The sequence below is a fragment of the Microcystis viridis FACHB-1342 genome, from assembly GCF_014698335.1.
Classification (GTDB): domain Bacteria; phylum Cyanobacteriota; class Cyanobacteriia; order Cyanobacteriales; family Microcystaceae; genus Microcystis; species Microcystis ichthyoblabe_A.
On the sequence record NZ_JACJSV010000020.1, the window covers coordinates 25,002 to 46,957 of the forward strand.

22 protein-coding genes and 1 pseudogene are annotated in these 21,956 nt (G+C 43.9%); 11 read left to right on the plus strand and 12 right to left on the minus strand.

Annotation, left to right across the window (positions count from 1 at the left end; all coding sequences use genetic code 11):
* Positions 1–84 precede the first annotated feature (84 nt).
* Complete coding sequence (locus H6G40_RS23665) at positions 85–627, minus strand: hemolysin-type calcium-binding repeat family protein (protein ID WP_002739712.1); 543 nt, start codon at positions 625–627, stop codon at positions 85–87.
* A 130-nt stretch (positions 628–757) separates the two neighbouring features.
* On the opposite strand from H6G40_RS23665, the gene H6G40_RS08830 reads away from it, so the two are divergent.
* Positions 758–1,180: a helix-turn-helix transcriptional regulator gene (locus H6G40_RS08830; RefSeq protein ID WP_199309381.1), complete on the plus strand. Its 423-nt coding sequence runs from the start codon at positions 758–760 to the stop codon at positions 1,178–1,180.
* Positions 1,181–1,311: 131 nt separating this feature from the next.
* On the opposite strand, the gene H6G40_RS08835 is transcribed toward H6G40_RS08830, so the two are convergent.
* A complete protein-coding gene (locus tag H6G40_RS08835) occupies positions 1,312–1,743 on the minus strand; it encodes a DUF29 domain-containing protein (protein WP_190537538.1) in 432 nt (143 codons plus the stop codon).
* 166 nt (positions 1,744–1,909) lie between these two features.
* Positions 1,910–2,617 carry a phosphate ABC transporter permease gene (locus H6G40_RS08840; protein WP_190537540.1) on the minus strand — a complete coding sequence of 236 codons (708 nt, stop codon included), beginning with the start codon at positions 2,615–2,617 and terminating at the stop codon, positions 1,910–1,912.
* A gap of 257 nt (positions 2,618–2,874) precedes the next feature.
* Here H6G40_RS08840 and H6G40_RS08845 point away from each other — a divergent pair, with 257 nt between their 5' ends.
* From H6G40_RS08845 to corA, 5 genes are all read left to right on the plus strand, one after another.
* Positions 2,875–3,741 carry a Uma2 family endonuclease gene (locus H6G40_RS08845; protein ID WP_190537542.1) on the plus strand — a complete coding sequence of 289 codons (867 nt, stop codon included), beginning with the start codon at positions 2,875–2,877 and terminating at the stop codon, positions 3,739–3,741.
* The gene (cobJ, locus tag H6G40_RS08850) at positions 3,738–5,183 is read left to right on the plus strand and encodes a precorrin-3B C(17)-methyltransferase (protein ID WP_069475378.1); all 1,446 of its coding nucleotides are present in this window, start codon (positions 3,738–3,740) and stop codon (positions 5,181–5,183) included. The genes H6G40_RS08845 and cobJ overlap by 4 nt, the downstream gene beginning before the upstream one ends.
* Positions 5,184–5,264: 81 nt before the next feature.
* A complete protein-coding gene (locus tag H6G40_RS08855) occupies positions 5,265–6,380 on the plus strand; it encodes a universal stress protein (protein ID WP_002740180.1) in 1,116 nt (371 codons plus the stop codon).
* Positions 6,381–6,617: 237 nt separating this feature from the next.
* Positions 6,618–7,895 carry a recombinase family protein gene (locus H6G40_RS08860; RefSeq protein ID WP_002740166.1) on the plus strand — a complete coding sequence of 426 codons (1,278 nt, stop codon included), beginning with the start codon at positions 6,618–6,620 and terminating at the stop codon, positions 7,893–7,895.
* A 91-nt stretch (positions 7,896–7,986) separates the two neighbouring features.
* Positions 7,987–9,147 (plus strand): magnesium/cobalt transporter CorA, encoded by a 1,161-nt coding sequence (gene corA / locus H6G40_RS08865; protein WP_002740020.1) that lies wholly within the window; start codon positions 7,987–7,989, stop codon positions 9,145–9,147.
* 59 nt (positions 9,148–9,206) lie between these two features.
* On the opposite strand, the gene H6G40_RS08870 is transcribed toward corA, so the two are convergent.
* A complete protein-coding gene (locus tag H6G40_RS08870) occupies positions 9,207–9,383 on the minus strand; it encodes a hypothetical protein (protein ID WP_002739752.1) in 177 nt (58 codons plus the stop codon).
* Between the two features lie 996 nt (positions 9,384–10,379).
* Here H6G40_RS08870 and ffh point away from each other — a divergent pair.
* Positions 10,380–11,816 carry a signal recognition particle protein gene (gene ffh, locus H6G40_RS08875; RefSeq protein ID WP_069475379.1) on the plus strand — a complete coding sequence of 479 codons (1,437 nt, stop codon included), beginning with the start codon at positions 10,380–10,382 and terminating at the stop codon, positions 11,814–11,816.
* Between the two features lie 3 nt (positions 11,817–11,819).
* Here the strand turns inward: ffh and thiL are convergent, their stop codons facing one another.
* From thiL to H6G40_RS08885, 3 genes are all read right to left on the minus strand, one after another.
* Entirely contained in the window at positions 11,820–12,788 is a 969-nt protein-coding gene (gene thiL, locus H6G40_RS08880; RefSeq protein ID WP_069475380.1) for a thiamine-phosphate kinase, read from the minus strand.
* Positions 12,785–12,907: a hypothetical protein gene (locus H6G40_RS23670; protein ID WP_277927677.1), complete on the minus strand. Its 123-nt coding sequence runs from the start codon at positions 12,905–12,907 to the stop codon at positions 12,785–12,787. Before H6G40_RS23670 ends, thiL begins: the two co-directional genes overlap by 4 nt.
* Before the next feature lie 140 nt (positions 12,908–13,047).
* Positions 13,048–13,719, minus strand: coding sequence for an MBL fold metallo-hydrolase (locus tag H6G40_RS08885; RefSeq protein ID WP_069475381.1), 672 nt, complete (start codon positions 13,717–13,719; stop codon positions 13,048–13,050).
* 104 nt (positions 13,720–13,823) lie between these two features.
* Here H6G40_RS08885 and H6G40_RS08890 point away from each other — a divergent pair, with 104 nt between their 5' ends.
* From H6G40_RS08890 to cax, 3 genes are all read left to right on the plus strand, one after another.
* Positions 13,824–15,308 (plus strand): site-2 protease family protein, encoded by a 1,485-nt coding sequence (locus tag H6G40_RS08890; RefSeq protein ID WP_190537544.1) that lies wholly within the window; start codon positions 13,824–13,826, stop codon positions 15,306–15,308.
* A 157-nt stretch (positions 15,309–15,465) separates the two neighbouring features.
* Positions 15,466–16,098, plus strand: coding sequence for a YdcF family protein (locus H6G40_RS08895; RefSeq protein ID WP_002740156.1), 633 nt, complete (start codon positions 15,466–15,468; stop codon positions 16,096–16,098).
* A gap of 27 nt (positions 16,099–16,125) precedes the next feature.
* On the plus strand, positions 16,126–17,214 hold the full coding sequence (cax, locus tag H6G40_RS08900; protein WP_190537545.1) for a calcium/proton exchanger: 1,089 nt from the start codon (positions 16,126–16,128) through the stop codon (positions 17,212–17,214).
* A gap of 2 nt (positions 17,215–17,216) precedes the next feature.
* Here cax and rsmG read toward each other — a convergent pair whose 3' ends face one another.
* The 3 genes and pseudogenes from rsmG to H6G40_RS08915 all read right to left on the minus strand — a co-directional run.
* Positions 17,217–17,894, minus strand: coding sequence for a 16S rRNA (guanine(527)-N(7))-methyltransferase RsmG (gene rsmG / locus H6G40_RS08905; protein ID WP_069475383.1), 678 nt, complete (start codon positions 17,892–17,894; stop codon positions 17,217–17,219).
* Between the two features lie 35 nt (positions 17,895–17,929).
* Complete coding sequence (locus H6G40_RS08910) at positions 17,930–18,898, minus strand: cysteine synthase A (RefSeq protein ID WP_069475384.1); 969 nt, start codon at positions 18,896–18,898, stop codon at positions 17,930–17,932.
* A gap of 24 nt (positions 18,899–18,922) precedes the next feature.
* Positions 18,923–19,123: pseudogene (locus H6G40_RS08915) on the minus strand (PhoH family protein); the annotation flags it as partial.
* A 165-nt stretch (positions 19,124–19,288) separates the two neighbouring features.
* Here H6G40_RS08915 and H6G40_RS08920 point away from each other — a divergent pair.
* Positions 19,289–20,182 carry a hypothetical protein gene (locus H6G40_RS08920; RefSeq protein WP_123231073.1) on the plus strand — a complete coding sequence of 298 codons (894 nt, stop codon included), beginning with the start codon at positions 19,289–19,291 and terminating at the stop codon, positions 20,180–20,182.
* A 429-nt stretch (positions 20,183–20,611) separates the two neighbouring features.
* On the opposite strand, the gene H6G40_RS08925 is transcribed toward H6G40_RS08920, so the two are convergent.
* Together H6G40_RS08925 and rplT are read right to left on the minus strand one after the other, a co-directional pair.
* Positions 20,612–21,568 (minus strand): PhoH family protein, encoded by a 957-nt coding sequence (locus tag H6G40_RS08925; RefSeq protein ID WP_069475387.1) that lies wholly within the window; start codon positions 21,566–21,568, stop codon positions 20,612–20,614.
* 13 nt (positions 21,569–21,581) lie between these two features.
* Entirely contained in the window at positions 21,582–21,929 is a 348-nt protein-coding gene (gene rplT, locus H6G40_RS08930; protein ID WP_002739593.1) for a 50S ribosomal protein L20, read from the minus strand.
* Between the last annotated feature and the right edge of the window lie 27 nt (positions 21,930–21,956).

Sequence of the window (21,956 nt, forward strand, 5' to 3'; positions counted from 1 at the left end):
TGCGTGGGGAGCGGATTATTGATTTTGGTTTTTGATCAGAATTAGTAGCCGCAAACACGCACCCTACAAAATCTGATAGTTGCATTAAACAAAGTTAAAATAACTACTATTTAATTGTAAACTACTATTATCTTGAACAACTGCTATCAAATCTGTACCATTATAAATAAGTGTATCTGAAGCACCTCCTCCAACCATATTTTGTTTTTTAAGAGTAATACCAGTTACTGCAGATACTCCACTTCGTTTAACTTGAATGCGATCAACAAAAGAGATAAAATCAGCTATTACTGCATAACCTGGTCCCATATTAAGATTACCTCGATTATTCCCAATTACAAATGTATCACGACCCGCACCTCCAACTAAAGTATCATATTCTGGGACAGTTAGACCGGGGATGCCGTAGTAATAATTAAGAGTGTCCGATCCTTGCAAAATATCGTCACCATCGCCTCCATCAAGATAGTCATTTCCTTCACCTCCCGCAAGAGTATCATTTCCACGACCGCCATATAATTTATCATCCCCACCAGCCCCAAAAATATAATCATTTTGAGCAGATCCGTAGATTCTATCGCCATTTTTAGTACCAGTATAACTGGTAGGAGGAGTATAACTAGGCATATTTAATTACCTCAATTAAAAAGTGGTTGTTTACTAATCATTTACAATAAGTTATAGTTCTACATCATTCAATTAGTCAACACTAGGAATTATGCTAGAATCGGACTAGGAAATTTTTAGGCAAAAATTTATGGATACCAATAATGACCCTTTTTCCCGAGCTATGAGTCAATGGGACTTAGAAACTCTTTATCTTGATCTTGCTTCTGTTAAGGGAAAGCGACTGACTCCTACTGAAAAAAAACATTTACAAGGATTACTCTGCGGTTATAGTCCCACAGAAATTGCTGAAAAACTCAAGAAGAGTCGTAAAGGAGTTGAGGTAGATTTATGTACTACACTCTATCAATACGTTAAAGAACTGGTGGGTAATAATAATGGCAAGGTAGAGAATTGGCGTAATATTGCTGAATGGTTAGAGGACGCTAGTTATAAAAGAGATTTTTCTCTTGAATACGATGCCAGTGATTCTATTTCTGCTTTCATTGTTGTGAAAAGAGCGAATATAAAGATTGAAAAAAATCAATTGATGATTGATGTCAATATTCGTTAGCAACTCCTTTGCCTTCAGAAATGTCAGCAATAAATATTGAAAATAGAGAAGAAGAAAATCACTAGGGGTTTCGGCTGGTTTTGGTAGGCAAAATGTATTCTAAGATACAGTCGTTAGGTGAGGGGATTCGTCTATCGTTCCGACAAATGAAGAGAACGATTTAAAATATCCTCAATACCGTAGGGACAAACGGGGGGAAACTCCAATCCCGTCCCTCTAAAGGCATCGCAACAAGCAACAGCATAGAGTTTAAATAGGCTTTCATCGGTTAAATATCGCCTTAAACTGGGGCTATCGTCCAAATAAAGCCTAATATTAGCTCTTTCTCCCTGAATAGTTCCCAACCAACCCCTGGATCGCCGTTGAGGTTGATAGTCCCACTTTAATAAATGATGCAAAATTAATCTGAGACTAGCGAGTAAGCGATCGCGCTCCCGTTTCGACAAATCCCGCACCTCTTCGACTAAATTCTCAATATCCAACTCGGAAAACCGACCAGAGGCTAATAAATCGGCCATTTGTTCGGCCCAAAGTCCAAAGTCTTGCTCATAGGATGCCGTCATCAATTTATCTCCTTCTAAGCTCAATTAACATTATATTGAACCCCTTGCATAATTAATTTTTGATGGTTCAAAAACAGCAAAAACAAGGATTAAATTAGCCAAAATCTGTAAATTATTATTCATTGATGACTGAGAAACTGGTATCTTTTCAAAGATCGCCGAACCATTAACGGGTTTTGCGTCTTCGGATGACATTATTAGAATAACGAGAAGGTTTTGGCCGGGGTTCTTTTCCCCCTCCCAATTCGCGACTAACTTGCTGGAAAATATCCCGTCGCAGCACAGGATATTCCCCTATCCACTGGTCGAGTTGGGGAAGATGGACATCAGAAAGCTGATTGATATCCCCTAAATCGGGTTCTCGAGACATTAACAAAGCTTCGGCCACCATCCCGGGACGGATCGATTTATGAATGCGTTTGAGGGGAGCGCGAACGATCGCCGAAAAGCCAGTTTGATCACCGATTTCTAGATTAATACAGCGTTGGCGATTTTCGATAATCTCTAATTCCCCGCGTTTATTGACCCTTTCTTCTTCCCCGATTAATTCCTCGGTGACAAAAGCATCGAAAACGCGACCGCGCCAAAACCCCCCGTAGGGAAGACGACGATAGGTATTATTGCGAACACTGGCCCAATAAACCGGACCCCAGAGCCAATATAAACCGGCGATAATGTTGAAAATTAGTTTAATTGTTAAACCACCCGGGCCGAATAAATTACCGATTAACCAAGCTGCGGTGAGAGCGATGATAGAAATGAATAAACGGCGCAGAAAATCAGACCATTTACCCCAATAGTGAGCGTACTGGGGGCCGGTGGCGATAATCGGGACAATTTGCTCGATCGATTGACGGGTAAGGGGAACCAACATTATCAGTTATCGATTATCAGTTATCAGTTATAGTGTGCCTAATTGATTCGTGAATGGGTAGGCTCTAGAAGTCGGGTGTCGCTTGACGGCAAGCAGAGGACGTTTACATTTCATTTAGGGGCGCTATATCAGTTATGACAGCGTTTCTCATACTAGATGAAGTGTAACCTAATTTGGTATCGACTACCGACTTCCCAAAACGAAAACTTTGTACCTCACCACTAAGATAAATGCTATAGTTTTGGGGAATTGTCTATATGTTGGTTGCCATTCATCCCATCGCTAAAAGCTCAGGACTTCTGGCGAAATTTCAGTTAAAAGTTAAATCCCTCAAGAAGTCCGATGAAACAATCTATAATAAAATCAATGCTGTTTTGTTCCCAAAGACTGCCACCATGACTTCTTCTCCGGTTAAATCCTTAACTTCTCAGATTGTAACCACTCAACATTTACCCCCGTTAGAAAATGGGGATCGCTTAATTCGTCCCGAATTCGAGCGCCGTTATCAAGCTATGCCAGGATTAAAAAAAGCCGAACTGATCGAAGGAGTTGTGTATATGGCATCCCCATTAAGGTTTAAATTTCATGCTGAACCCCATGGCAATCTTGTGGGTTGGCTATGGACATACAAAGTTGCTACCCCCCAAGTACAAATGGGTATTGAGCCAACAGTCCGCTTGGATATCGACAACGAACTACAGCCGGATGGGGTGTTATTAATTAGTCAAGAAAGCGGGGGAAAATCAACCCTAACTGTAGAGGGATACCTAGAAGGAGCGCCGGAATTAGTGGTAGAAATTGCCGCTAGTAGTGCCGCCATAGATTTAGGGGATAAAAAACGTGCTTATCGTCGCAGTGGCATTCAAGAATACCTTATTTGGCAGGTATTTGATCAAAAGATTGATTGGTTTAGTTTAGAAAATGGCGATTATATTTCTTTGTTACCCAACCAAGAAGGGGTGATTTGCTCTCTAGTATTTCCAGGTTTGTGGTTAGATATTTCAGCCATGCTCAACGGCAATATGTCACGGGTGTTGGACATCTTAAAGGCTGGAATTAACTCGGTAGAACATCAAGAATTTATCCAAAAGTTAACTGCAGCGCAGTCAGGGGAAGCCAAATGAAACCTCCAGCTATTCTCATTTTAGGAGAAACCAGTATCCCCGTTGCTCGTCAAGTGCAAATGGTCCTACCGGAAGCAGTGGTTTATGGGTTAATAGATCGTACCCATTCGGCTGATTTTACCTATAATAATTTTGGCGAAACGGTGCGAGAATTTTTCCAGACGGGAACGCCAATTATTGGCATTTGTGCGGCGGGTATTTTAATTCGCACTTTAGCACCTTTATTAACTAATAAATGGCAAGAACCACCTGTATTAGCAATCGCAGAAGATGGCAGCGCCGTAGTGCCTTTGTTGGGGGGTTTACAAGGGGTTAATGATCTCGCTCGTCAAATTGCCTCGGTTTTGCAAATTTCCCCCGCAATTACTACCACTGGTGATATTAGATTTAAAACGACTTTATTATCGCCACCCCCGGGTTATCAGTTAGTTAATCCCGATGATGCTAAGAAGTTTTTGTCCGATTTATTGGCGGGTGAAAAAGTAAAATTAATCGGTGAAGCGGACTGGTTAAAAAATAGTAATTTACCAATTTCATCAGCAGCAAAATTGAGCATTGAGATTATCGATAAAAATAACTTAAACTTGGCAAAACCTAGCAGTAACTGTTTAGTTTATCTCTGTGAAGAAAGCCAGCAAATTAAGGAAAAATCTGGTTTGTCCCCGGGGGATTTCGATCAAGAAAGTCAAGGTAAATTAGCCATAGTCGGAACTGGACCGGGTGCGCTAAATTGGATGTCGCCGGAAGTTCGAGAAGTGTTGGAAAAAGCCACGGATTGGGTGGGTTATAAAACCTATTTGGATTTGGTAGAATTCCTGAAAAAACCAGAAATTGTCCGCCATGAATCGGATAATCGGGTGGAACTCGATCGCGCAGAAATAGCCCTAGATTTAGCGGCTAAGGGGCGATCGGTTGTCTTAGTTTCCTCCGGAGATCCTGGCATTTATGCCATGGCCGCGGCCGTGTTTGAGGTATTAGAAAAAAAAGCAAAACCGGCATGGCAGCAGGTGGCCATTCAGGTCTGTCCGGGGATTTCGGCCATGCAAGCGGCGGCTGCTAGGGTTGGCGCACCTTTAGGCCATGATTTTTGTGCGATTTCCCTATCGGATATTCTCAAATCTTGGCAAGTGATTTCTCAGCGTATTGAGTTAGCGGCCCGGGCAGATTTAGCGATCGCATTTTATAATCCTGTGTCTCAAGAGCGCACTTGGCAATTGGAGAAGGCAAAAGAGATTTTATTACAATGGCGATCGCCGCAAACTCCCGTGGTACTAGCGCGTAATTTAGGGCGAAAAGGGGAAACAGTGACGGTGAAATTCCTAGAGGATATGACTATTAAAGATGCGGATATGCGGACTATAATTTTGGTCGGATCGAGTAAAACTCGCCTTATTGGGCAAGGTAAAACAAAACAATGGGTTTATACTCCACGTCACTATTAAAAGGATTAATGATACTCAATCCCCCCGGCTACGATCGAATTATCTTAATCTGTAAGGTAAGTTGCCAAAAAGGAGACAATTGTGCGACGGGGAAGACATAAAATTTTTATCGGGATGGCCCCTGGAGTCGGGAAAACCTACAAAATGCTGGAGGAGGGACATAGCCTCAGAAAGCAGGGAACCGACGTGGTGATTGGACTTCTCGAAACCCACGGCAGAAAAGAGACCGCCGAAAAAGCCGAGGGATTGGAAATCGTACCAAGAAAAATCCTAGAGAAAGAGGGATTCACTCTCTCGGAAATGGATACGGAAGCGATTATCGCCCGCTCGCCGCAGCTGTGTCTGATTGATGAATTGGCCCACACGAATGTACCCGGTTCGGAGCGAGAGAAACGCTTTCAGGACGTAGAGATAATTTTGTCCCAGGGAATCGATGTTTACTCTACCGTGAATATCCAGCATATCGAGAGTTTAAACGATCTGGTTGCTAGGATCACCGGGGTGGTGGTGCGGGAGAGAATACCCGATCGAATTTTGGAGGAAGCTGATGAAGTGATTGTGGTAGATGTCACCGCCGAAACCCTAGAGGAAAGATTATTAGCAGGAAAAATCTACGCTCCGGAAAAGATCCAACCATCTTTAAATAATTTCTTTCAACGGCGTAATTTAATCGCCCTACGGGAACTCGCCCTGCGCGAAGTGGCCGATACAGTAGAAGAAGAAGCGAGTAATTCGACATTTATCGGTCAATCCTGTCCCGTTCACGAACGGGTATTAGTTTGTGTTTCCACCTATCCCAACTCTTTACGATTATTACGTCGAGGAGCGCGGGTAGCAGGGTATATGAACGCGGAATTTTTCGTGATTTTCGTCGATAACCCCGATCGCTTTCTCACCAGAGAGGAGGCTTTACATATCGAAACCTGCCAACGTTTATGTGGGGAATTCGAGGGCAAATTCTTACGGGTTAAAAGCTATCAGGTGGCTGAAGCGATCGCAGAGGTAGCCGAGCGGGAACGAATCACCCAGATTGTAATTGGGGAGAGCCGTCAATCGCGCTGGAAGCATTTCATCAAAGGTTCTTTCACCCAAAAACTCATGCGCCTGATCTGGCAGAAAAATATCGATCTTCACATCATCGCCACCGATCCAAAAGTACCAGTTAAAGACGCGCGAGGCAAGGGGGTGAAAAGATAACCACCGCTCTGCTATTTACCAGCGAAGTGGTGAAAGAATTTTCCTTCTACTAACAACAGGTTTCAAGATTTTAAGTCCCACTACTTATAAGCTCTTGACTATCTAAATTATTGGTTAAGACTGTCTATGATCGGGGAGAAGGAGGCTGGGTCGAAAAAGTTCGATCATTTGTACTAAATTTTTTAGGACGCGGTTTAAATATAGTACAGTTTATCTATAGGAGGATTTCGGCAAAACATGAAAATTATCGCCTACACCTATACTAACCCCCTGATCGATAGTCCTCCCGATGCCTCGATTTGGGACTATTCTCCCGAACAAGTGTATCAAGATTTTGGCGATCGCTCACAGCGGCAGCAACTACTCTGCGATTGTCAAGGGACTCCCCCCCGACTGCTGATCCTGCATCGCCTAGCAGAATTAGGAGACAATGGCACGGAAGTTAGCAAAATTTTACAATCCTTAGAAGCCCTCGACATAGATATAATTGCCCTGGAAGACCCAGATTATAAGCTGAATTTTGCCAAGATTCTGCAAGAAATATCAAAAAACGAACTAAGTAATCGTTTAAAAGCAGGTCACGCTCGCAATCGTCTGCAAGCTTTACCTCCCCCCGGAAAAGCACCCTACGGTTATCGTCGTGGCAAGGAGCGTTATATACTCGATCGCAGTACCGCACCAGTCGTCAAAGACTTTTTTGATCGCTTTTTGATTTCCGCTTCCCTGCGTTCCACGGTGCGCTATCTAGAAAAACGCTACGGTAAAAAGATATCGGTAGCTACTGCCCATAAATGGCTGACTAATCCCGTTTATCGCGGCGATTTGTGCTATCTCGGTCAAGATATTATCCCCGATACCCACACCCCGATTATCTCCCGGGAAGAAGCGGCCCAGATCGATCGCATCCTGAGAAATAATCGCAAATTACCCCCCCGCAGTGCCAGCGCCCCGCGTTCCTTAGCGGGTTTAGTCGTCTGTAGTCAATGTCAATCGGGGATGACGATTACCAAAGTGACAGCGCGAGGAAAAGGCACAGAATACCTCTATTTGCGACCTTTGCAATGTCCCCGGACAAAAAAATGTTCGGCGATCGCTTATGAGAAAATTCTCGATAGCACAATCGAGCGCATTTGTCAAGACCTACCACCGACGATCGCTCAGATATCTTTACCGGATTTAGAGGGGATCAAACGGGGAATGAGCGAGGAAATAGGGCAAAAAAACGATATTTTGTCGCAATTGCCCTCCCTAGAAGCCGCGGGAATTTTAGATCAAGAAACGGCTAATCTACGGGCCTATAAACTGAAAAACGAGATCGCGCAGATTCAAGGACGTTTAGACCAATTACCCCCCGATAACCTGACTATTATCGCTCGTGCCGTTGCTTTTCCGCAATTTTGGCGAGATTTATCGGAAATAGAGCGCCGTTTTTATTTTCGTGAGTTTATCCGTCGCATCGAAATCGAGAGGGAAACGGCTAATAATTGGCATTTACGTTTAATCTTCGTTTTTTAAGAGTCTGGGACAATCTTAAAGTTAGCTAAAAATTGAGGAATGTTTAAGCGATCAATGCTAAGAAAAAGGCAAACAGCGATCGATCTCAACTATGAGCAATAACAAAAGATTAACTAGGTATAAAAAAGGGCGAAAATCCTCCCAGACAAAACCCCACCTTTACGATTATCACTATAATCAACCCGGGACGATGCCGGGGTTAATCACCATCGATGAAAATGCCGTTGCTACCGAGATATTTTTAGTTAATTATAACTCCCAACAAGCCACTAGAGTTAATAATCTTTTACCTCAAGACTGTCTTAAATATTTATCCAATGATTCCATCTCTTGGATTGATATCGTCGGTTTGGGTAATGAAGATAAACTGCAAGAGTTGGGGGAAATTTTTCATTTGCATCCCTTAACCCTTGAGGATATAGTCAGTATTCCCCAAAGACCAAAAGTGGAAGAATGCGATAATTATCTTTTAATTATAGTGCCAATGGCCATCCTGACCGATCATCAGGGTTTTTTGTTAGAACAAATCAGTTTAATAGTCGGGAAGAATTATGTTTTAACCGTGCAGGAAGAAGGACAATACGATTCTTTAGAAGGAGTTAGGGAAAGAATCCGTTTAAATAAAGGTTCCATCCGGCAGCAAAAATCGGGTTATTTAGCCTACTCGATTTGGGATGCAATTATTGACGGTTATTTTCCTGTTTTAGAGTCCTACGGAGAAAGAATCGAGGAGTTAGAAAACGAAATTTTAGCTAGTCCCACGGAACAAATTTTATCAAAAATTTACCAACTGCGTCAGGAATTACTCTCCCTGCGACGAGCAATTTGGCCGCAAAGGGACACCCTCAATGCGCTTTTACGCGATGAATATATTGTCATCGATACAACCATTAAACCCTATCTAAGGGACTGTTATGACCATGTAGTACAAATCCTCGATGTTATCGAAAATTACCGGGAATTTGCCAATGGTTTAATGGATTTTTACCTGTCTTCCGTGAGTAATAAAATGAACGAGATTATGAAAACTTTAACGGTAATCTCGACGATTTTTATCCCGCTCACCTTCATTGTCGGTATTTATGGCATGAACTTTGATACTGATAAATCCCCCTATAATATGCCCGAATTAGAATGGTATTGGGGCTATGTGTTCGTCTGGGTGTTGATGCTAACCGTTGCTTTCAGTTTAATCATTTTCTTTTGGCGACGCGGCTGGTTTAAGAACCTATCGACAGGGAAGAAAAGATAAACTGTTAAGCAGATTAGGCGGATTCTATGGCATTGCTGGCATCTAGCAAGAGAAAATGGCTATTGCAGAGAAATCAATAATTTAGTGTCTGCGGTATTTTTTAACACTTTCAGTTGATGGCTTCTAATTTTGTCCAACCAACTATAGTGCTGGTTACGACATTGATAGACGATATCGATGTCACCAATCTCTGACTTAATCTGAGCCAAGTAGTTTTCTAGTTCGCTAATTTTCATAACCTATCTCGCTTGCGCTGAAGGACATCAACCCTAAACCAAGAATTATCCCTAAAGGATAGGGGTGACTACAGTTACTATTATAGGCCGATCATAATTCTTAAAAAAGTTCTGATCTAACAAAATTGGCTAATGTCAGGGTTAGATGATAAGCTGCCTGCGAATTTAAATTGCTTGTTGAGATGAGGCACTCTCGCACTCTTGGAAAAGGCAACAGTAAAAGGATTGGGGAGAGAGATGGCTCTCTTGGATTTGGTGGGTAAAATGTATTCTAAGATACAGCCCTGCTGGCGCGGGAGTGGAAGAAACCACTCCAGACACAGAGGACACAAAGATCGATCATTATGTAAGTTAAACTTATCACACAGAACCTAGAAGAGCCACCAGCTTCGATAATTAATTCGGATATTAGAACTCTTGCAAATTAATTATATGTTATGATTATAGGCTAACTAATTTTTTGGGAAAATTAGTTAATAGGTACATTTGTCATAAATAAAAACCTGAAGTTTTACTTTTAACTCAAAACTCTTGAGATATGCTTTAATTTGGTTATCAAAACCTCTTTATTTAAGCGGCACAAACTATCTCAATTTTTATAATTGAGAATAATTATGGCTCTTCTGAGTTTGGTATGCTTCTCGGCGGTTTATCAGGAGCTTAAAGGATTGAAACACCTTCCAGATAAGTCTTTTGTGTTTTTTTCCAGAGCTAAATTGAATTAATCCTTTGCCGGATAGGGTTTCCAGCTAATCAGATGAACCTTTCAGCTTCTACAAACAGTTCACTGACGACCTGGAATTTAAGGCTCTGCTCCTCGGTTTTCTCTTGAATCGATTCCTGCAGCGATCGAATACTTCCGAAGCTAAGACAGACTCAGTTTAACATTCGATCGAACTTTGCCGCCGATCCCTGACCAATGACAGGGTAAGAACGGGGGTCTTCCCCCGACATTTGAGATAAAATCGATCTAGTTAAAAATTTAATTCCGAAACTATGTTCGACGCACTGGCCGACCGCTTAGAAGACGCATGGAAAAAATTACGAGGTCAAGATAAAATCTCCTCGGCCAATATACAAGAAACCCTCAAAGAAGTCCGGCGGGCTTTATTAGAAGCAGATGTTAACCTACAGGTAGTCAAGGGATTTATTGCTGAGGTCGAGAAACAAGCCCTCGGCGCTGAAGTGATTTCCGGAGTCAATCCCGGTCAGCAATTTATCAAAATTGTCTATGATGAATTAGTTAAAATTATGGGGGAAAGTAACGTTCCCCTAGCTCAGGCCGATAAACCCCCCACCGTAATTTTAATGGCCGGGTTGCAAGGGACAGGAAAAACCACCGCCACCGCCAAATTAGCCCTATATCTCCGCAAACAGTCCAAAAGCTGCCTGATGGTGGCTACCGATGTTTACCGTCCGGCGGCCATTGACCAATTAATCACCCTCGGTAAACAGATAAATGTTCCCGTCTTCGAGATGGGTTCTCAGGCTAATCCCGTCGATATCGCCCGTCAAGGTGTGGAAAAAGCCAAAGAATTGGGCGTAGATACGGTTATCATCGACACTGCCGGTCGTTTGCAGATAGACACCCAGATGATGGGCGAACTAGCACAAATCAAGAAAATTGTCAAGCCCGACGACACTTTATTAGTGGTGGATGCCATGACCGGTCAGGAAGCGGCCAATCTCACCCACACTTTTCACCAACAAATCGGCATCACGGGGGCAATTCTCACCAAACTTGATGGCGATACTCGCGGTGGGGCAGCCCTATCAGTGCGGCAAATATCGGGACAACCGATTAAATTTGTTGGGGTTGGCGAAAAAGTAGAAGCTTTAGAGCCATTTTATCCCGATCGCCTCGCCAGTCGCATCCTCAATATGGGTGATGTCCTGACGCTAGTGGAAAAAGCCCAGGAACAGTTAGACCTAGAAGACGCGGCCAAAATGCAGGCCAAGATTTTAGAGGCTAAGTTTGATTTTAATGACTTCCTCAAACAGATGCGGCTGTTAAAAAATATGGGTTCCCTGGGGGGAGTCCTCAAGTTAATCCCCGGTCTGGGCAAACTGAGCGGGACAGACATCGAAAAGGGCGAAAAAGAGTTAAAACGCACGGAAGCGATGATTAATTCCATGACCACGGAGGAACGCGCTAACCCCGATTTATTGGCTAAGTCTCCTAATCGTCGTCGTCGCATTGCCAAAGGTTCGGGACATCCAGAAACAGAAGTTAGCAAACTAATTGCTAATTTCACCAGAATGCGAACGATGATGCAACAGATGGGACGGGGACAAATGCCCGCTATGCCGGGGATGCCCGGGATGGGTGGCGGAATGTTTGGGGGTGGCAATCAACCGGGGTTCCGCGGTCAAGGTGGCAGCTCGAAAAAACCGAAGAAAATCAAGAAAAAGAAAGGTTTTGGCGATTTATAGAGGCTAAAAATGTTGAAATCCAGAGCTTAAACTGAGGTTTCTACCGTCGGCTAATTTTATCTCTCTCCCGGGGACGATTTGACCGATTATCGCCCCCCCGGACCCCACTTTCTCCAGCAATTCTCTGGCACTGTCCGGGGGTAAACACAAAACTAACTCAAAGTCTTCACCGCCGTATAAAGCCCATTCTAGAGCTTTTTCGGCTCCTACATATTCTTTCAGGGTTGGATGCAGGGGAATCCGCTCGATTTCGGCACCAACCCCACTACAGCGACAAATTTGGATGATGGCATCTGCTAACCCGTCACTGCTATCCATGCCGGCGATGGGAAATTGCTTGACAATTTTTTGTAAATGTGGTATGCAATCAAGTCTCGGTCGCGGCCGTTGATGAGCTTGGATTAATCGCTTTTTTTGGGAGGAATTTAAATTCCTCCCGGTTTCAGGGTGCAAGAGTAACTCTAATCCGGCCCGCGATAAACCGTGATAACCAGTAATAACGATACTATCGCCAACTTTTGCGTTAAAACGTCTAATTTCTTCATTTTTTGCCACTTGTCCCAGGGCAGTGATGCTGATGTTAATCTCCGTGGCCCGACAGACATCGCCACCAACGATCGCCGTCTGATATACTTGCAGACAAGAGCTAAGACCCCGATAGAGTCCTTCTAGCCAATCGATGGCTAGATCGGGAGTTAAAGCCAATCCTACCGTAATTCCCAGGGGTTCTGCCCCCATAGCCGCTAAATCGGATAAATTAGCCGCCGCCGCTCGCCAGCCCACATCTTCCGGAGAGGTGGTAATATCGCTAAAGTGGACGTTATTAACTAAAACATCAGTGGTGACGACGAGAGAGTAACCCTCTTTGATCGATAAAATCGCCCCATCATCACCGATAATCTCCGCAGGACAATATTTTTGCAGAATCGGTAGCAATCCCTGTTCACCCAAATCTTTAACGGTTAAATTCATAATTTCTGGGAATTGAACGATGCAGCTTCTAAAAAGTCTTTAGTTAAGGTTTGCGGCAAAAAGTTTTTCGTGGGGGTAGGGTGTGGGGTGTGGGGTGTGGGGTGTAGGGTTTTATCCATTTTCAGGTGGTCAATTACCTAATTTTCAGGGAAAAAGTCCCTAAAATTTCCCCCCAATCACTCCAATGGTCGGCACTTTTTGAGGGAAAAAAAGTCTAAAAGCGTTATCCAACAAGGTTTTTAGATTTATTCAGCAGACCCTAGTTAAGAGGATTGGCGCTGATTTTTTCGTAGGCGCGATCGATAATTCCCCGACCGCGCAAAAAGCCGGTATTAGCCCCCGGACAAAGATAGGAGAGGGTTTCTGGGCTAAAACGGTCTAAAATAGCCCTTTGCGATCGCAATTGCCGCAGCCAGTGGAAAGTTTTCGCGGTCTGTAGGGGTTGCGGTTGACCCTTGGTGTCGGGGAGAAGATGACGACCGGTAAATAAAACCCCCCCGTGACGCTGCCAGTAGAGACAGGAGGAGCCGGGAGAATGGCCAGGAGTCCAAAAACCGCTACAAGTGGGAGATAACTGGATTTGCTGCTGAAAAACGGTAATTTGACGGTGAGGAAGCAGATAGGCTTCCTGTTCCTGTAGAATAATCTCACAATTAAGTAAACTTTGCAGAGAATCGCTCTGCTTACCCTGACCCCCGCGATGGGTAAAAAATAGGTAACGGACACCCTTTTCTCGGAGAAAATCCCGCTCGCTCTCGTCGCAGCCAGGACAATCCACCAGAATATTGCCAGTATTTTCTACAATAAGATAAGAGGTTCCCCCTAGGGTTTCCCGATTAGGCGAGAAAGCGTATAAACCTTCTAGAATTAATCGAGGGGGTTTTGTGGTTTTGCTAACCTCTAAAGGAGACGATTCGGTTTCCGATCGCATGGTTTGCCTATCCAAATCACAATCAATGCGGTTTACAATTTAGCACGATCGATGACCGGGCCGGCTGAAATTAGCCGCTTTTTATTCAAGAGAAAAGAGCCGATATGGAAATGTGGTTGTTATTAGGGATTCTTGGCGGTTTCACTTATTTTATGGTCAAGCGTAGCGTGGCCAAAATCACGACAACACCAGTTTGGTTAATTTGGTTAGTCCTGATGACTCCGGCTCTAATTTGGACCGGCTGGACGTTAATCTATGGACAGGATACCCCCATGCCGGCATTTTTGCTGATCGGCCCCTTTGTGATCTGCCCTTTTTTGTACTGGTGGTTAGTACAGAGAGGCCGGGTTACTCCCCAAGAAAGCTCCCCATCACCACGGAAACAAGCGAATTTAGTCCTAGAAAATATTGATAATCCTGCACCTAAAAATGATTTAAAACCGATCACTGCTGAAGAGGAAAAATCCCTACGAGATTGTTTTCCTTGGGGTATTTATTATCTGCAAAATATCGATTATCGTCCCCAAGCAATTCTCTGTCGGGGGAAATTGCGAGCAGTTCCCGAAGAAGCTTATCAAGTGATTAAAAGCAATGTGGAAAAGGTTTTTGGAGATCGCTTTTTATTGCTTTTCCAAGAAAGTTTTCAGGGACAACCTTTTTTCGCTCTTGTGGCTAATCCCTGGCAGCAAAAAACAGAAACCATAGAAACTGAAAAAGTTACTCGCCCCTTTCTTGCCCTGGGTTTATTGTTATTAACTATCTTAACCACCACAGTGGTCGGTGCGGGATTAAGTGGCATTAACGCCCAACAATTAGAAAATAATTCTAGTTTATTATTGCAAGGTTTACCCTACAGTTTGGGCTTAATTGCTATTTTAGGACTGCACGAATTCAGTCATTATTTTACAGCAGTTAAATATAAAATTAAAACTACTTTGCCCTATTTTATCCCCATTCCTTTCTTCCTCGGCACCTTCGGGGCTTTTATTCAAATGCGATCCCCTGTACCCACCCGCAAAGCTTTATTTGATGTGGCGGTGGCCGGTCCTTTGGGGGGTATAATTATCGCTATTCCTCTAATGTTTTGGGGATTGTCCCTCTCGGAAATAGTTCCCCTAACTAATCAAAGCAGTTTATTAAATTTTCAGGCCTTAAATCCGCAGTTTTCTTTTCTCTTATCTATCGTAGCTAAACTAGCTCTCGGCAGTAATTTAATCGCAGGAAAAGCCATCCATTTACATCCTTTAGCGGTAGCTGGTTATGTGGGAATTATCGTTACGGCCTTGAATTTAATGCCCGTTGGTCAATTGGATGGTGGTCATATTGTTCACGCCATGTATGGGCAGAAAACCGCCATAATTATCGGTCAATTAACTCGATTATTCATGTTTATTTTAGCCCTAGTGCAGCCAGATTTTTTACTCTGGGCGATTATCCTTTTATTAATGCCAGTCAGCGATCAACCTGCTTTAAATGATGTCACCGAATTGGATAATAAACGAGATTTATTAGGTCTATTTTCCCTGGCTTTATTATTAAGTATTTTGCTCCCCCTTCCCGAAGCGGTGGCCCGTTGGTGGGGGATGTAAGCGACCGCATCAATCAACCTGAGTTCTGGGAAAATTATCGGTCAGTTAGGGAATAAAATCCCCATCTCCTACGTCAATGTGAGTTCGATGATCCTCACCCTCGATCACTTTAATCCACAAAGCTGAAGGTTGACAACCGCTCACCGATCACTGTTATATGGTTCTCAAGGCTAATTCTCAGAGAAAAAAGCGAGTTTCTCCGCAAGGGAAGTTAGGCAAATTTAGGTTAAAATTGCTGGCTATTCCGCTAATTTTGGCGGGTTTAGGCTGGTTGTACCTCGATTTACGTCAGCAGTGGCTAAAACCGGAAGCGATTTTTGTTTTGGGAGGTCATGCCGATCGAGAACGTTTTGCGGCAAAATTAGCTAAGGAATATCCCGATCTACCGATTTGGGTATCTTCCGGTAGTCCGCGACGATATGTGCAAAAGATTTTTAAAAAAGCGGGAATTCCCCCAGAACGTCTCCATCTCGATTACAATGCGCGAGATACTGTCACTAACTTTACTAGCCTAGCCGATCAACTGAAAGCCCAAGGTATTGATAGCGTCTATCTAGTCACTTCTGATAATCACATGAGAAGGGCGCGATTAGTGGGAGAAATTATTTTTGGTAGTCGCGGAATCGTGATTAAACCGGTGACTGTTCCCTCCCAATCACCCCCCGAACCCCTAGAAAAGTCCCTCAGAGACGGTTTTAGGGCAATATTATGGATAATAACCGGTTCTACCGGGGAATTTTGGCTAGAATCCGATTCTAGTCCCCCTCAGTTCCCAACCCGATCAAAATAAAATTATCTTGACAAAATTAACCACTTTATGTTAAGCAAAAACACCATTTTCGCCATCTTATTAATTTTTGTGCCTATATCGATCGCCGGTTCGCTGCTACACTGGGGCGGAACGGTAGTTTTTATCACCGCTTGTCTAGCCATTATCCCCCTAGCGGCCTACATGGGGGAAGCCACCGAAGCGATTGCGGTGGTGGTTGGTCCAAATATTGGCGGTTTGATGAATGCCACCTTTGGCAATGCCACAGAATTAATTCTCGCCTATGTCGCTTTGCGGGAAGGGTTCATCGATGTGGTAAAAGCGACGATTACTGGTTCAATTATCGGTAATTTACTCTTAGTTATGGGATTATCGATGTTTTTAGGCGGTTTACGCTTCAAAGAACAGGAATTTCAACCGATAACCGCTCGTTTAAATGCCTCAGCCATGAATTTGGCGGTGGTGGCGCTCCTTTTACCCACTGCCGTGCAATTTACCTCCACGGGAGTCGGGGAACCAGTCCTGCAACGTCTATCCGTGGCCGTGGCAGCGGTGTTAATTTTCGTCTATGGTTTAAGTCTCTTATTTTCCATGAAAACCCACACCTATCTCTACGATGTCGGGATTGCTGGTATTGAGGAGGAAAGCGCTGGAGAAAACCCCGCAAAACCGAAAATCTGGTTTTGGTCTTTGATTTTATTGATCGTTACCATCGCTGTGGCCGTAGAATCGGAGTTATTGGTGGCATCCCTAGAGGAGGCTACGGAACAGCTAGGTTTAACGGCACTGTTTACCGGGGTGATTCTTTTGCCTATTATCGGTAATGCGGCCGAACACGCTACGGCCGTCACCGTCGCTCTTAAGAATAAAATGGATCTATCGGTATCTGTGGCCGTCGGTTCCAGTATGCAGATCGCCCTGTTTGTGGCTCCGGTTTTGGTTATCATGGGTTATATTATCGGTCAGCCCATGGATCTAAATTTTAATCCCTTTGAGTTAGTGGCAGTGGCTGTAGCGGTGTGGTTAGCTAATTCGATTAGTAGTGATGGGCGATCGAATTGGTTGGAAGGAATGTTACTCTTAGCTACCTATGCTATCCTGGCCTTGGCTTTCTTTTTCCATCCTCTCACCGCTTAAAGTTATTTCTTGCAGATATATAGACAATGACGGACGCTTTGGCTTAAGGGAGTGGTAAAACTGGCAATTTTGAGGATTTTACCGCCAGCTTTCCCTAGATTCTCCTCTAAACTCAAACTATCCTGCGCGGACCACTGACCACGATAGAGAATAGCGATTCCGGTCTTTTTCAGGAAAGGCAAAGCATAGTTAACACAGATATCCACATTACCTACCGCTCGCAAACAGACGATATCATAAGCACAGTTATGTTTAAGGTTTTTCCCGACGATTTCCGCCCGACCTAAACGAGTTTTCGTGTTATTTAACTCTAATTTGTCAATAACTTCTTCAAGAAAATTAATCTTTTTTTGGGTGGAATCTAAGAGAGTCACCGACCAATGGGGATATGCGATCGCAATTGGCAGCCCCGGAAACCCGGCCCCGGTCCCCAAATCGATGACTGATAGGGATTTTGTCAATAGATCTGGCTGGGATTTTTCTAACCAAGCTAAACCCGATAAAGAATCCCAAAGATGTTTTTCCCAAAACTCCTCTGGTTGGGTAATTCGGGTGAGATTAAAACGTTGATTACCCTCTAAAATCAACTCATAAAGTTGTTGAAATCGCGCTTGTCTGGCTCCATCGGGTTGCCATTCTAGGGTTTCTTGCCAAAGGTCAAATAATTCAGGAAGGATCATTAATTCAGTTATCAGTTATCAGTTATCAGTACAATTTAAGCCAATCCTTTCTCAGCCAACCATTGAGGATTATATAAACGAGATTGATAACGGGACCCACCATCACAAAGAACAGTAACTATGGTGTGGCCTGGTCCCATTTGTTTACCTAAAGCTACCGCAGCACCAACATTAATACCCACAGAACCCCCCATAAATAAACCATCTTTTTGTAATAGTTGATAAACAACTTTAATGGCAGTGGGATCATCAATTTGAATGGCATCATCTATGGGTGAGCCTTCCATATTAGCGGTAATACGACTATTACCAATCCCTTCCGTAATTGAACTACCTTCCAGGGTAATTGTCCCGGTTTTCACATAACTATATAAACCGCTACCCATCGGATCCGCCACCACACAACGCACCTGGGGATTTTGGTCTTTTAAAAACATCGCCACCCCCGCGTAGGTTCCCCCGGTTCCCGTGGCAGCCACCCAAGCATCGATTTTACCGTCGGTTTGTTCCCAGATTTCCCGGCCGGTGGTTTCGTAGTGAGCGCGACGATTAGCCAGATTATCGAATTGATTGGCCCAGATAGCATTTTCCATCTCACTGGCCAATCTCCCCGATAATTTAACGTAATTATTGGCATCTCGGTAAGGAACGGCGGGAACAGTACGCACTTCTGCACCCAATGTTCTCAATAGGTCGATTTTCTCTTGGGATTGGGTATCGGGAATGATAATCAGGCATTTATAACCTTTAGCATTGCAGATATGGGCCAAACCGATGCCAGTATTGCCGGCGGTTCCTTCGACAACGGTCCCCCCCGGTTGGAGAGTACCGGCTTTTTCCGCTTCTTGAATAATATATAAAGCGGCCCGATCCTTGACCGAACCACCGGGGTTAAGAAATTCGGCCTTACCGAGAATCTCGCAGCCGGTTTCCTCGCTAAAACTATTGAGACGAATTAGGGGAGTATTACCCACCGCATCGACGAAACCATGTTTAATATCCATAATCTGTTATTTTTCGTGCTGTTCCTAGGCTGAGACGATTTTTTGTACCAAGGGATGACGCACCACATCGGCCCGGGATAGGTAACAAAAAGCGATCCCTTCTACTGATTTTAGGATTTTTTGAGCGGCAATTAACCCCGATTCTTGTTGTTGCGGTGAATCGGTTTGGGTGACATCTCCGGTTACTACCATGCGCGAACCGAATTCCAAGGGAGTTAAGACCATTAATGCGATCGCACTTTCTCCACTGGGGAATTGAATCGTTGGCCAATTTCTACCACTTTAGCAAAATTGTTGTCTTAGCTGGAAATATTGATTAAATTGGAAGTTTTTAGCTGTTATTAGTTACTTAACCTAATATAGTGGTGGCGTTCTGTAAGGAGTCCCGCCGTGACTAACAATTCCATCGAGCCTTTGAATATTGGCAATACGATTAATACTGCCTTCCGTCTTTATCGTGATCGCTTCCAAACTTATGTATTCTTTGCTGTCCGCGCCTGTTTGTGGTCGCTTCTCCCCTTAGTTTTGCAATTAATTCTCAGTCAATTACTTTATCAAACAATTACCCCCGAACAAGGCAGCGATATTGGTTTACGTTTATTTCTTTTCCCAGTACAAATTTTCTCGGCCGCTAAGTCTCTTTTCAATAATGCGGTTATCTCACGATTAGCTTTTCAAGACATCATTTATCAGCCAGAAACTGCCGGACAAGCGGAAAAAAAAGTTAAGCCGAAAATGTGGCGCTTGTGGTGGATGCAGGTTTTGCTCGGTTTGTTGGGAGCGGCAATAATCTTGCCGATAACGCTGCCTCTGATGCTAGTCAGTTTTATCCCCATCCTTGGTGTATTGCTTATTTTAGCAGCTTTTTTCTGTCTTCCTTTTTTCTTCCTTTGGTTATCTGCTCGCATTTACATTGCCGAATTGCCCTTAGTAATTGAAGATAATTTAGGCAGTTGGCAAGCAATCAAGAGAGGTTGGCATTTAACTAAAAACTCGGCTTGGAGAATTGTGGGAGTGGTATTTATTGCCAGTTTATTAATTATTCCAGTTTATATTCTGTCAGGGGCTTTGGCTTCAATTCCCTTTTGGGTTAATTTTTCCTCTTTTTATAGTAGTTTGGAATCGGTAGAGGACTGGCAAACGCTCGCGGAAAATCCTCTTTTTTTCCGACAAATGGCGATGTTTTCCTATGGTATGATTACTGTTTTTGTACTTCTGAATATTTTATTAGTTCCTTTTTGGCAATCTCTCAAAAGTGTGATCTATAATCATCTTTTGGACTAGGAAAAAAATGATGGGGGAGAATACTAATAACTGAGCGGCTGTTGGTGTATCTAAATTACTTGTTAAGACTGTCTATGAGCAGGGGGTGGGGTAGTGGGGAGAGGGGAGAAAAAAGCTGACTCCTGAATTCTGTCTCCTCAATAATGACTTCTAACCCTGACAGGGGGACAAGAAGGCTGAAATCCATATAGCATAAGCTTTTCATGGTTTTGGCTCGAAAAAGTTCGCCGCACCATCTCTCACTTATTAATAATAATTCCTAGTAAGCTCGCTCCTATCCCTAATTCTTTCGTTAGCTTTTTGCCTAGAATCGCTAGATCTATTTCTAGCGAGAGAAGCCAGAAGCCTTTGTTGGCAAGTTTTCTAGCTCGCTTGTCCCCCTGTCAGCTTCTAACCCAATGGTAGATGTGGGACTATCTCAACAATCTGTTATCTTTCGTGCTGTTCGTAAGCTGAGACGATTTTTTGTACTAAGGGATGACGCACCACATCGGCCCGGGATAGGTAACAAAAAGCAATCCCTTCTACTGATTTGAGGATTTTTTGAGCGGCAATTAACCCCGATTCCTGTTGTTGCGGTAAATCGGTTTGGGTGACATCTCCAGTTACTACCATGCGCGAACCGAATCCCAAGCGAGTTAAGACCATTTTTAACTGTGCTGGGGTGGTATTTTGGGCTTCATCAACGATAACAAAAGCATTAGCTAGGGTTCGTCCCCGCATATAAGCTAAGGGAGCGATTTCGATTTTACCCCGTTCCATCAGGTCGGGAATTTTGGCCGCTTCGATAAATTCGTATAAAGCATCGTAGAGGGGACGCAAAAAAGGATCGACTTTTTGCTGTAAATCACCTGGGAGAAAACCTAATTTTTCCCCCGCTTCCACGGCCGGCCGGGTGAGGATAATCCGTTCTACTTTATCTTCTAATAGAGCTTGTACGGCTAAAACGGCGGCTAAAAAGGTTTTCCCCGTGCCAGCAGGTCCAATACAAAAGGTGATATCGTGACTTTGAATCGCTTGGATATATTGACGCTGACGGAAGGTTTTTGCCCGAATTAGCTCCCCGCGACGGGTACGAGCGAGAATATCCTGCTGTAGTTCTTTATACTCGCTAGAACGCCCCGTATCGAGGGCATGGATAGCGGTCATAATATCGGCTTCGGCGATTAACTTGGCCTCTTGCCATAAAATACTTAAGGAGCGTACAATCGCTGTGGCACGCTCCACCGGGGTTGGTTGTCCCGCAATCCGCAATTCCAGGCCTCTGAGGACTAAATTCGCCCCAGTTTGCCTGGCTATCAATTTGAGGTTAGCTTCTTGATGACCCGCTAAAGCGATCGCACTTTCTGAACTGGGGAATTGAATCGTTTGCCAAGTTTCCGTCATGCTTGGGGCTAAATTATCCTTTGGCTGTTTCTACCACTTTAGCAAAAGCGACGGGATCGAGGACGGCTAATTGGGCCAACATTTTCCGATTGAGGAGGATATTAGCTTTCTTTAATTGTCCAGTCAGTTGGCTGTAACTGATGCCCTGTTGACGAGCAGCCGCGTTAATGCGGGTAATCCAAAGACGACGAAAATCGCGTTTCCGTTTGCGACGGTCTCTATAGGCATTCCGCAAGGCCTTCATTACCTGTTGGTTAGCGGTACGGAATAAGCGCGAGTGGGAACCGCGAAAACCTTTGGCTAATTTGAGAACTTTTTTGCGTCGCTTGCGGGCGACATTCCCCCGTTTTACTCTAGACATGATAATCCTTTAGACAATTTTTCTGGA

Coding starts and splice junctions, on each gene's coding strand:
- H6G40_RS08840 (WP_190537540.1), bottom strand. CDS start 2,617: ATGTTGGTTCCCCTTACCCGTCAATCGATCGAGCAAATTGTCCCGATT.
- rplT (WP_002739593.1), bottom strand. CDS start 21,929: ATGTCTAGAGTAAAACGGGGGAATGTCGCCCGCAAGCGACGCAAAAAA.
- H6G40_RS08830 (WP_199309381.1), top strand. CDS start 758: ATGGATACCAATAATGACCCTTTTTCCCGAGCTATGAGTCAATGGGAC.
- H6G40_RS08895 (WP_002740156.1), top strand. CDS start 15,466: ATGGTTCTCAAGGCTAATTCTCAGAGAAAAAAGCGAGTTTCTCCGCAA.
- H6G40_RS08885 (WP_069475381.1), bottom strand. CDS start 13,719: ATGCGATCGGAAACCGAATCGTCTCCTTTAGAGGTTAGCAAAACCACA.
- rsmG (WP_069475383.1), bottom strand. CDS start 17,894: ATGATCCTTCCTGAATTATTTGACCTTTGGCAAGAAACCCTAGAATGG.
- H6G40_RS08860 (WP_002740166.1), top strand. CDS start 6,618: ATGAAAATTATCGCCTACACCTATACTAACCCCCTGATCGATAGTCCT.
- H6G40_RS23670 (WP_277927677.1), bottom strand. CDS start 12,907: ATGGATAAAACCCTACACCCCACACCCCACACCCCACACCCTACCCCC.
- H6G40_RS08890 (WP_190537544.1), top strand. CDS start 13,824: ATGGAAATGTGGTTGTTATTAGGGATTCTTGGCGGTTTCACTTATTTT.
- H6G40_RS23665 (WP_002739712.1), bottom strand. CDS start 627: ATGCCTAGTTATACTCCTCCTACCAGTTATACTGGTACTAAAAATGGC.
- corA (WP_002740020.1), top strand. CDS start 7,987: ATGAGCAATAACAAAAGATTAACTAGGTATAAAAAAGGGCGAAAATCC.
- H6G40_RS08910 (WP_069475384.1), bottom strand. CDS start 18,898: ATGGATATTAAACATGGTTTCGTCGATGCGGTGGGTAATACTCCCCTA.
- H6G40_RS08845 (WP_190537542.1), top strand. CDS start 2,875: ATGTTGGTTGCCATTCATCCCATCGCTAAAAGCTCAGGACTTCTGGCG.
- H6G40_RS08835 (WP_190537538.1), bottom strand. CDS start 1,743: ATGACGGCATCCTATGAGCAAGACTTTGGACTTTGGGCCGAACAAATG.
- H6G40_RS08925 (WP_069475387.1), bottom strand. CDS start 21,568: ATGACGGAAACTTGGCAAACGATTCAATTCCCCAGTTCAGAAAGTGCG.
- cobJ (WP_069475378.1), top strand. CDS start 3,738: ATGAAACCTCCAGCTATTCTCATTTTAGGAGAAACCAGTATCCCCGTT.
- ffh (WP_069475379.1), top strand. CDS start 10,380: ATGTTCGACGCACTGGCCGACCGCTTAGAAGACGCATGGAAAAAATTA.
- H6G40_RS08870 (WP_002739752.1), bottom strand. CDS start 9,383: ATGAAAATTAGCGAACTAGAAAACTACTTGGCTCAGATTAAGTCAGAG.
- thiL (WP_069475380.1), bottom strand. CDS start 12,788: ATGAATTTAACCGTTAAAGATTTGGGTGAACAGGGATTGCTACCGATT.
- cax (WP_190537545.1), top strand. CDS start 16,126: ATGTTAAGCAAAAACACCATTTTCGCCATCTTATTAATTTTTGTGCCT.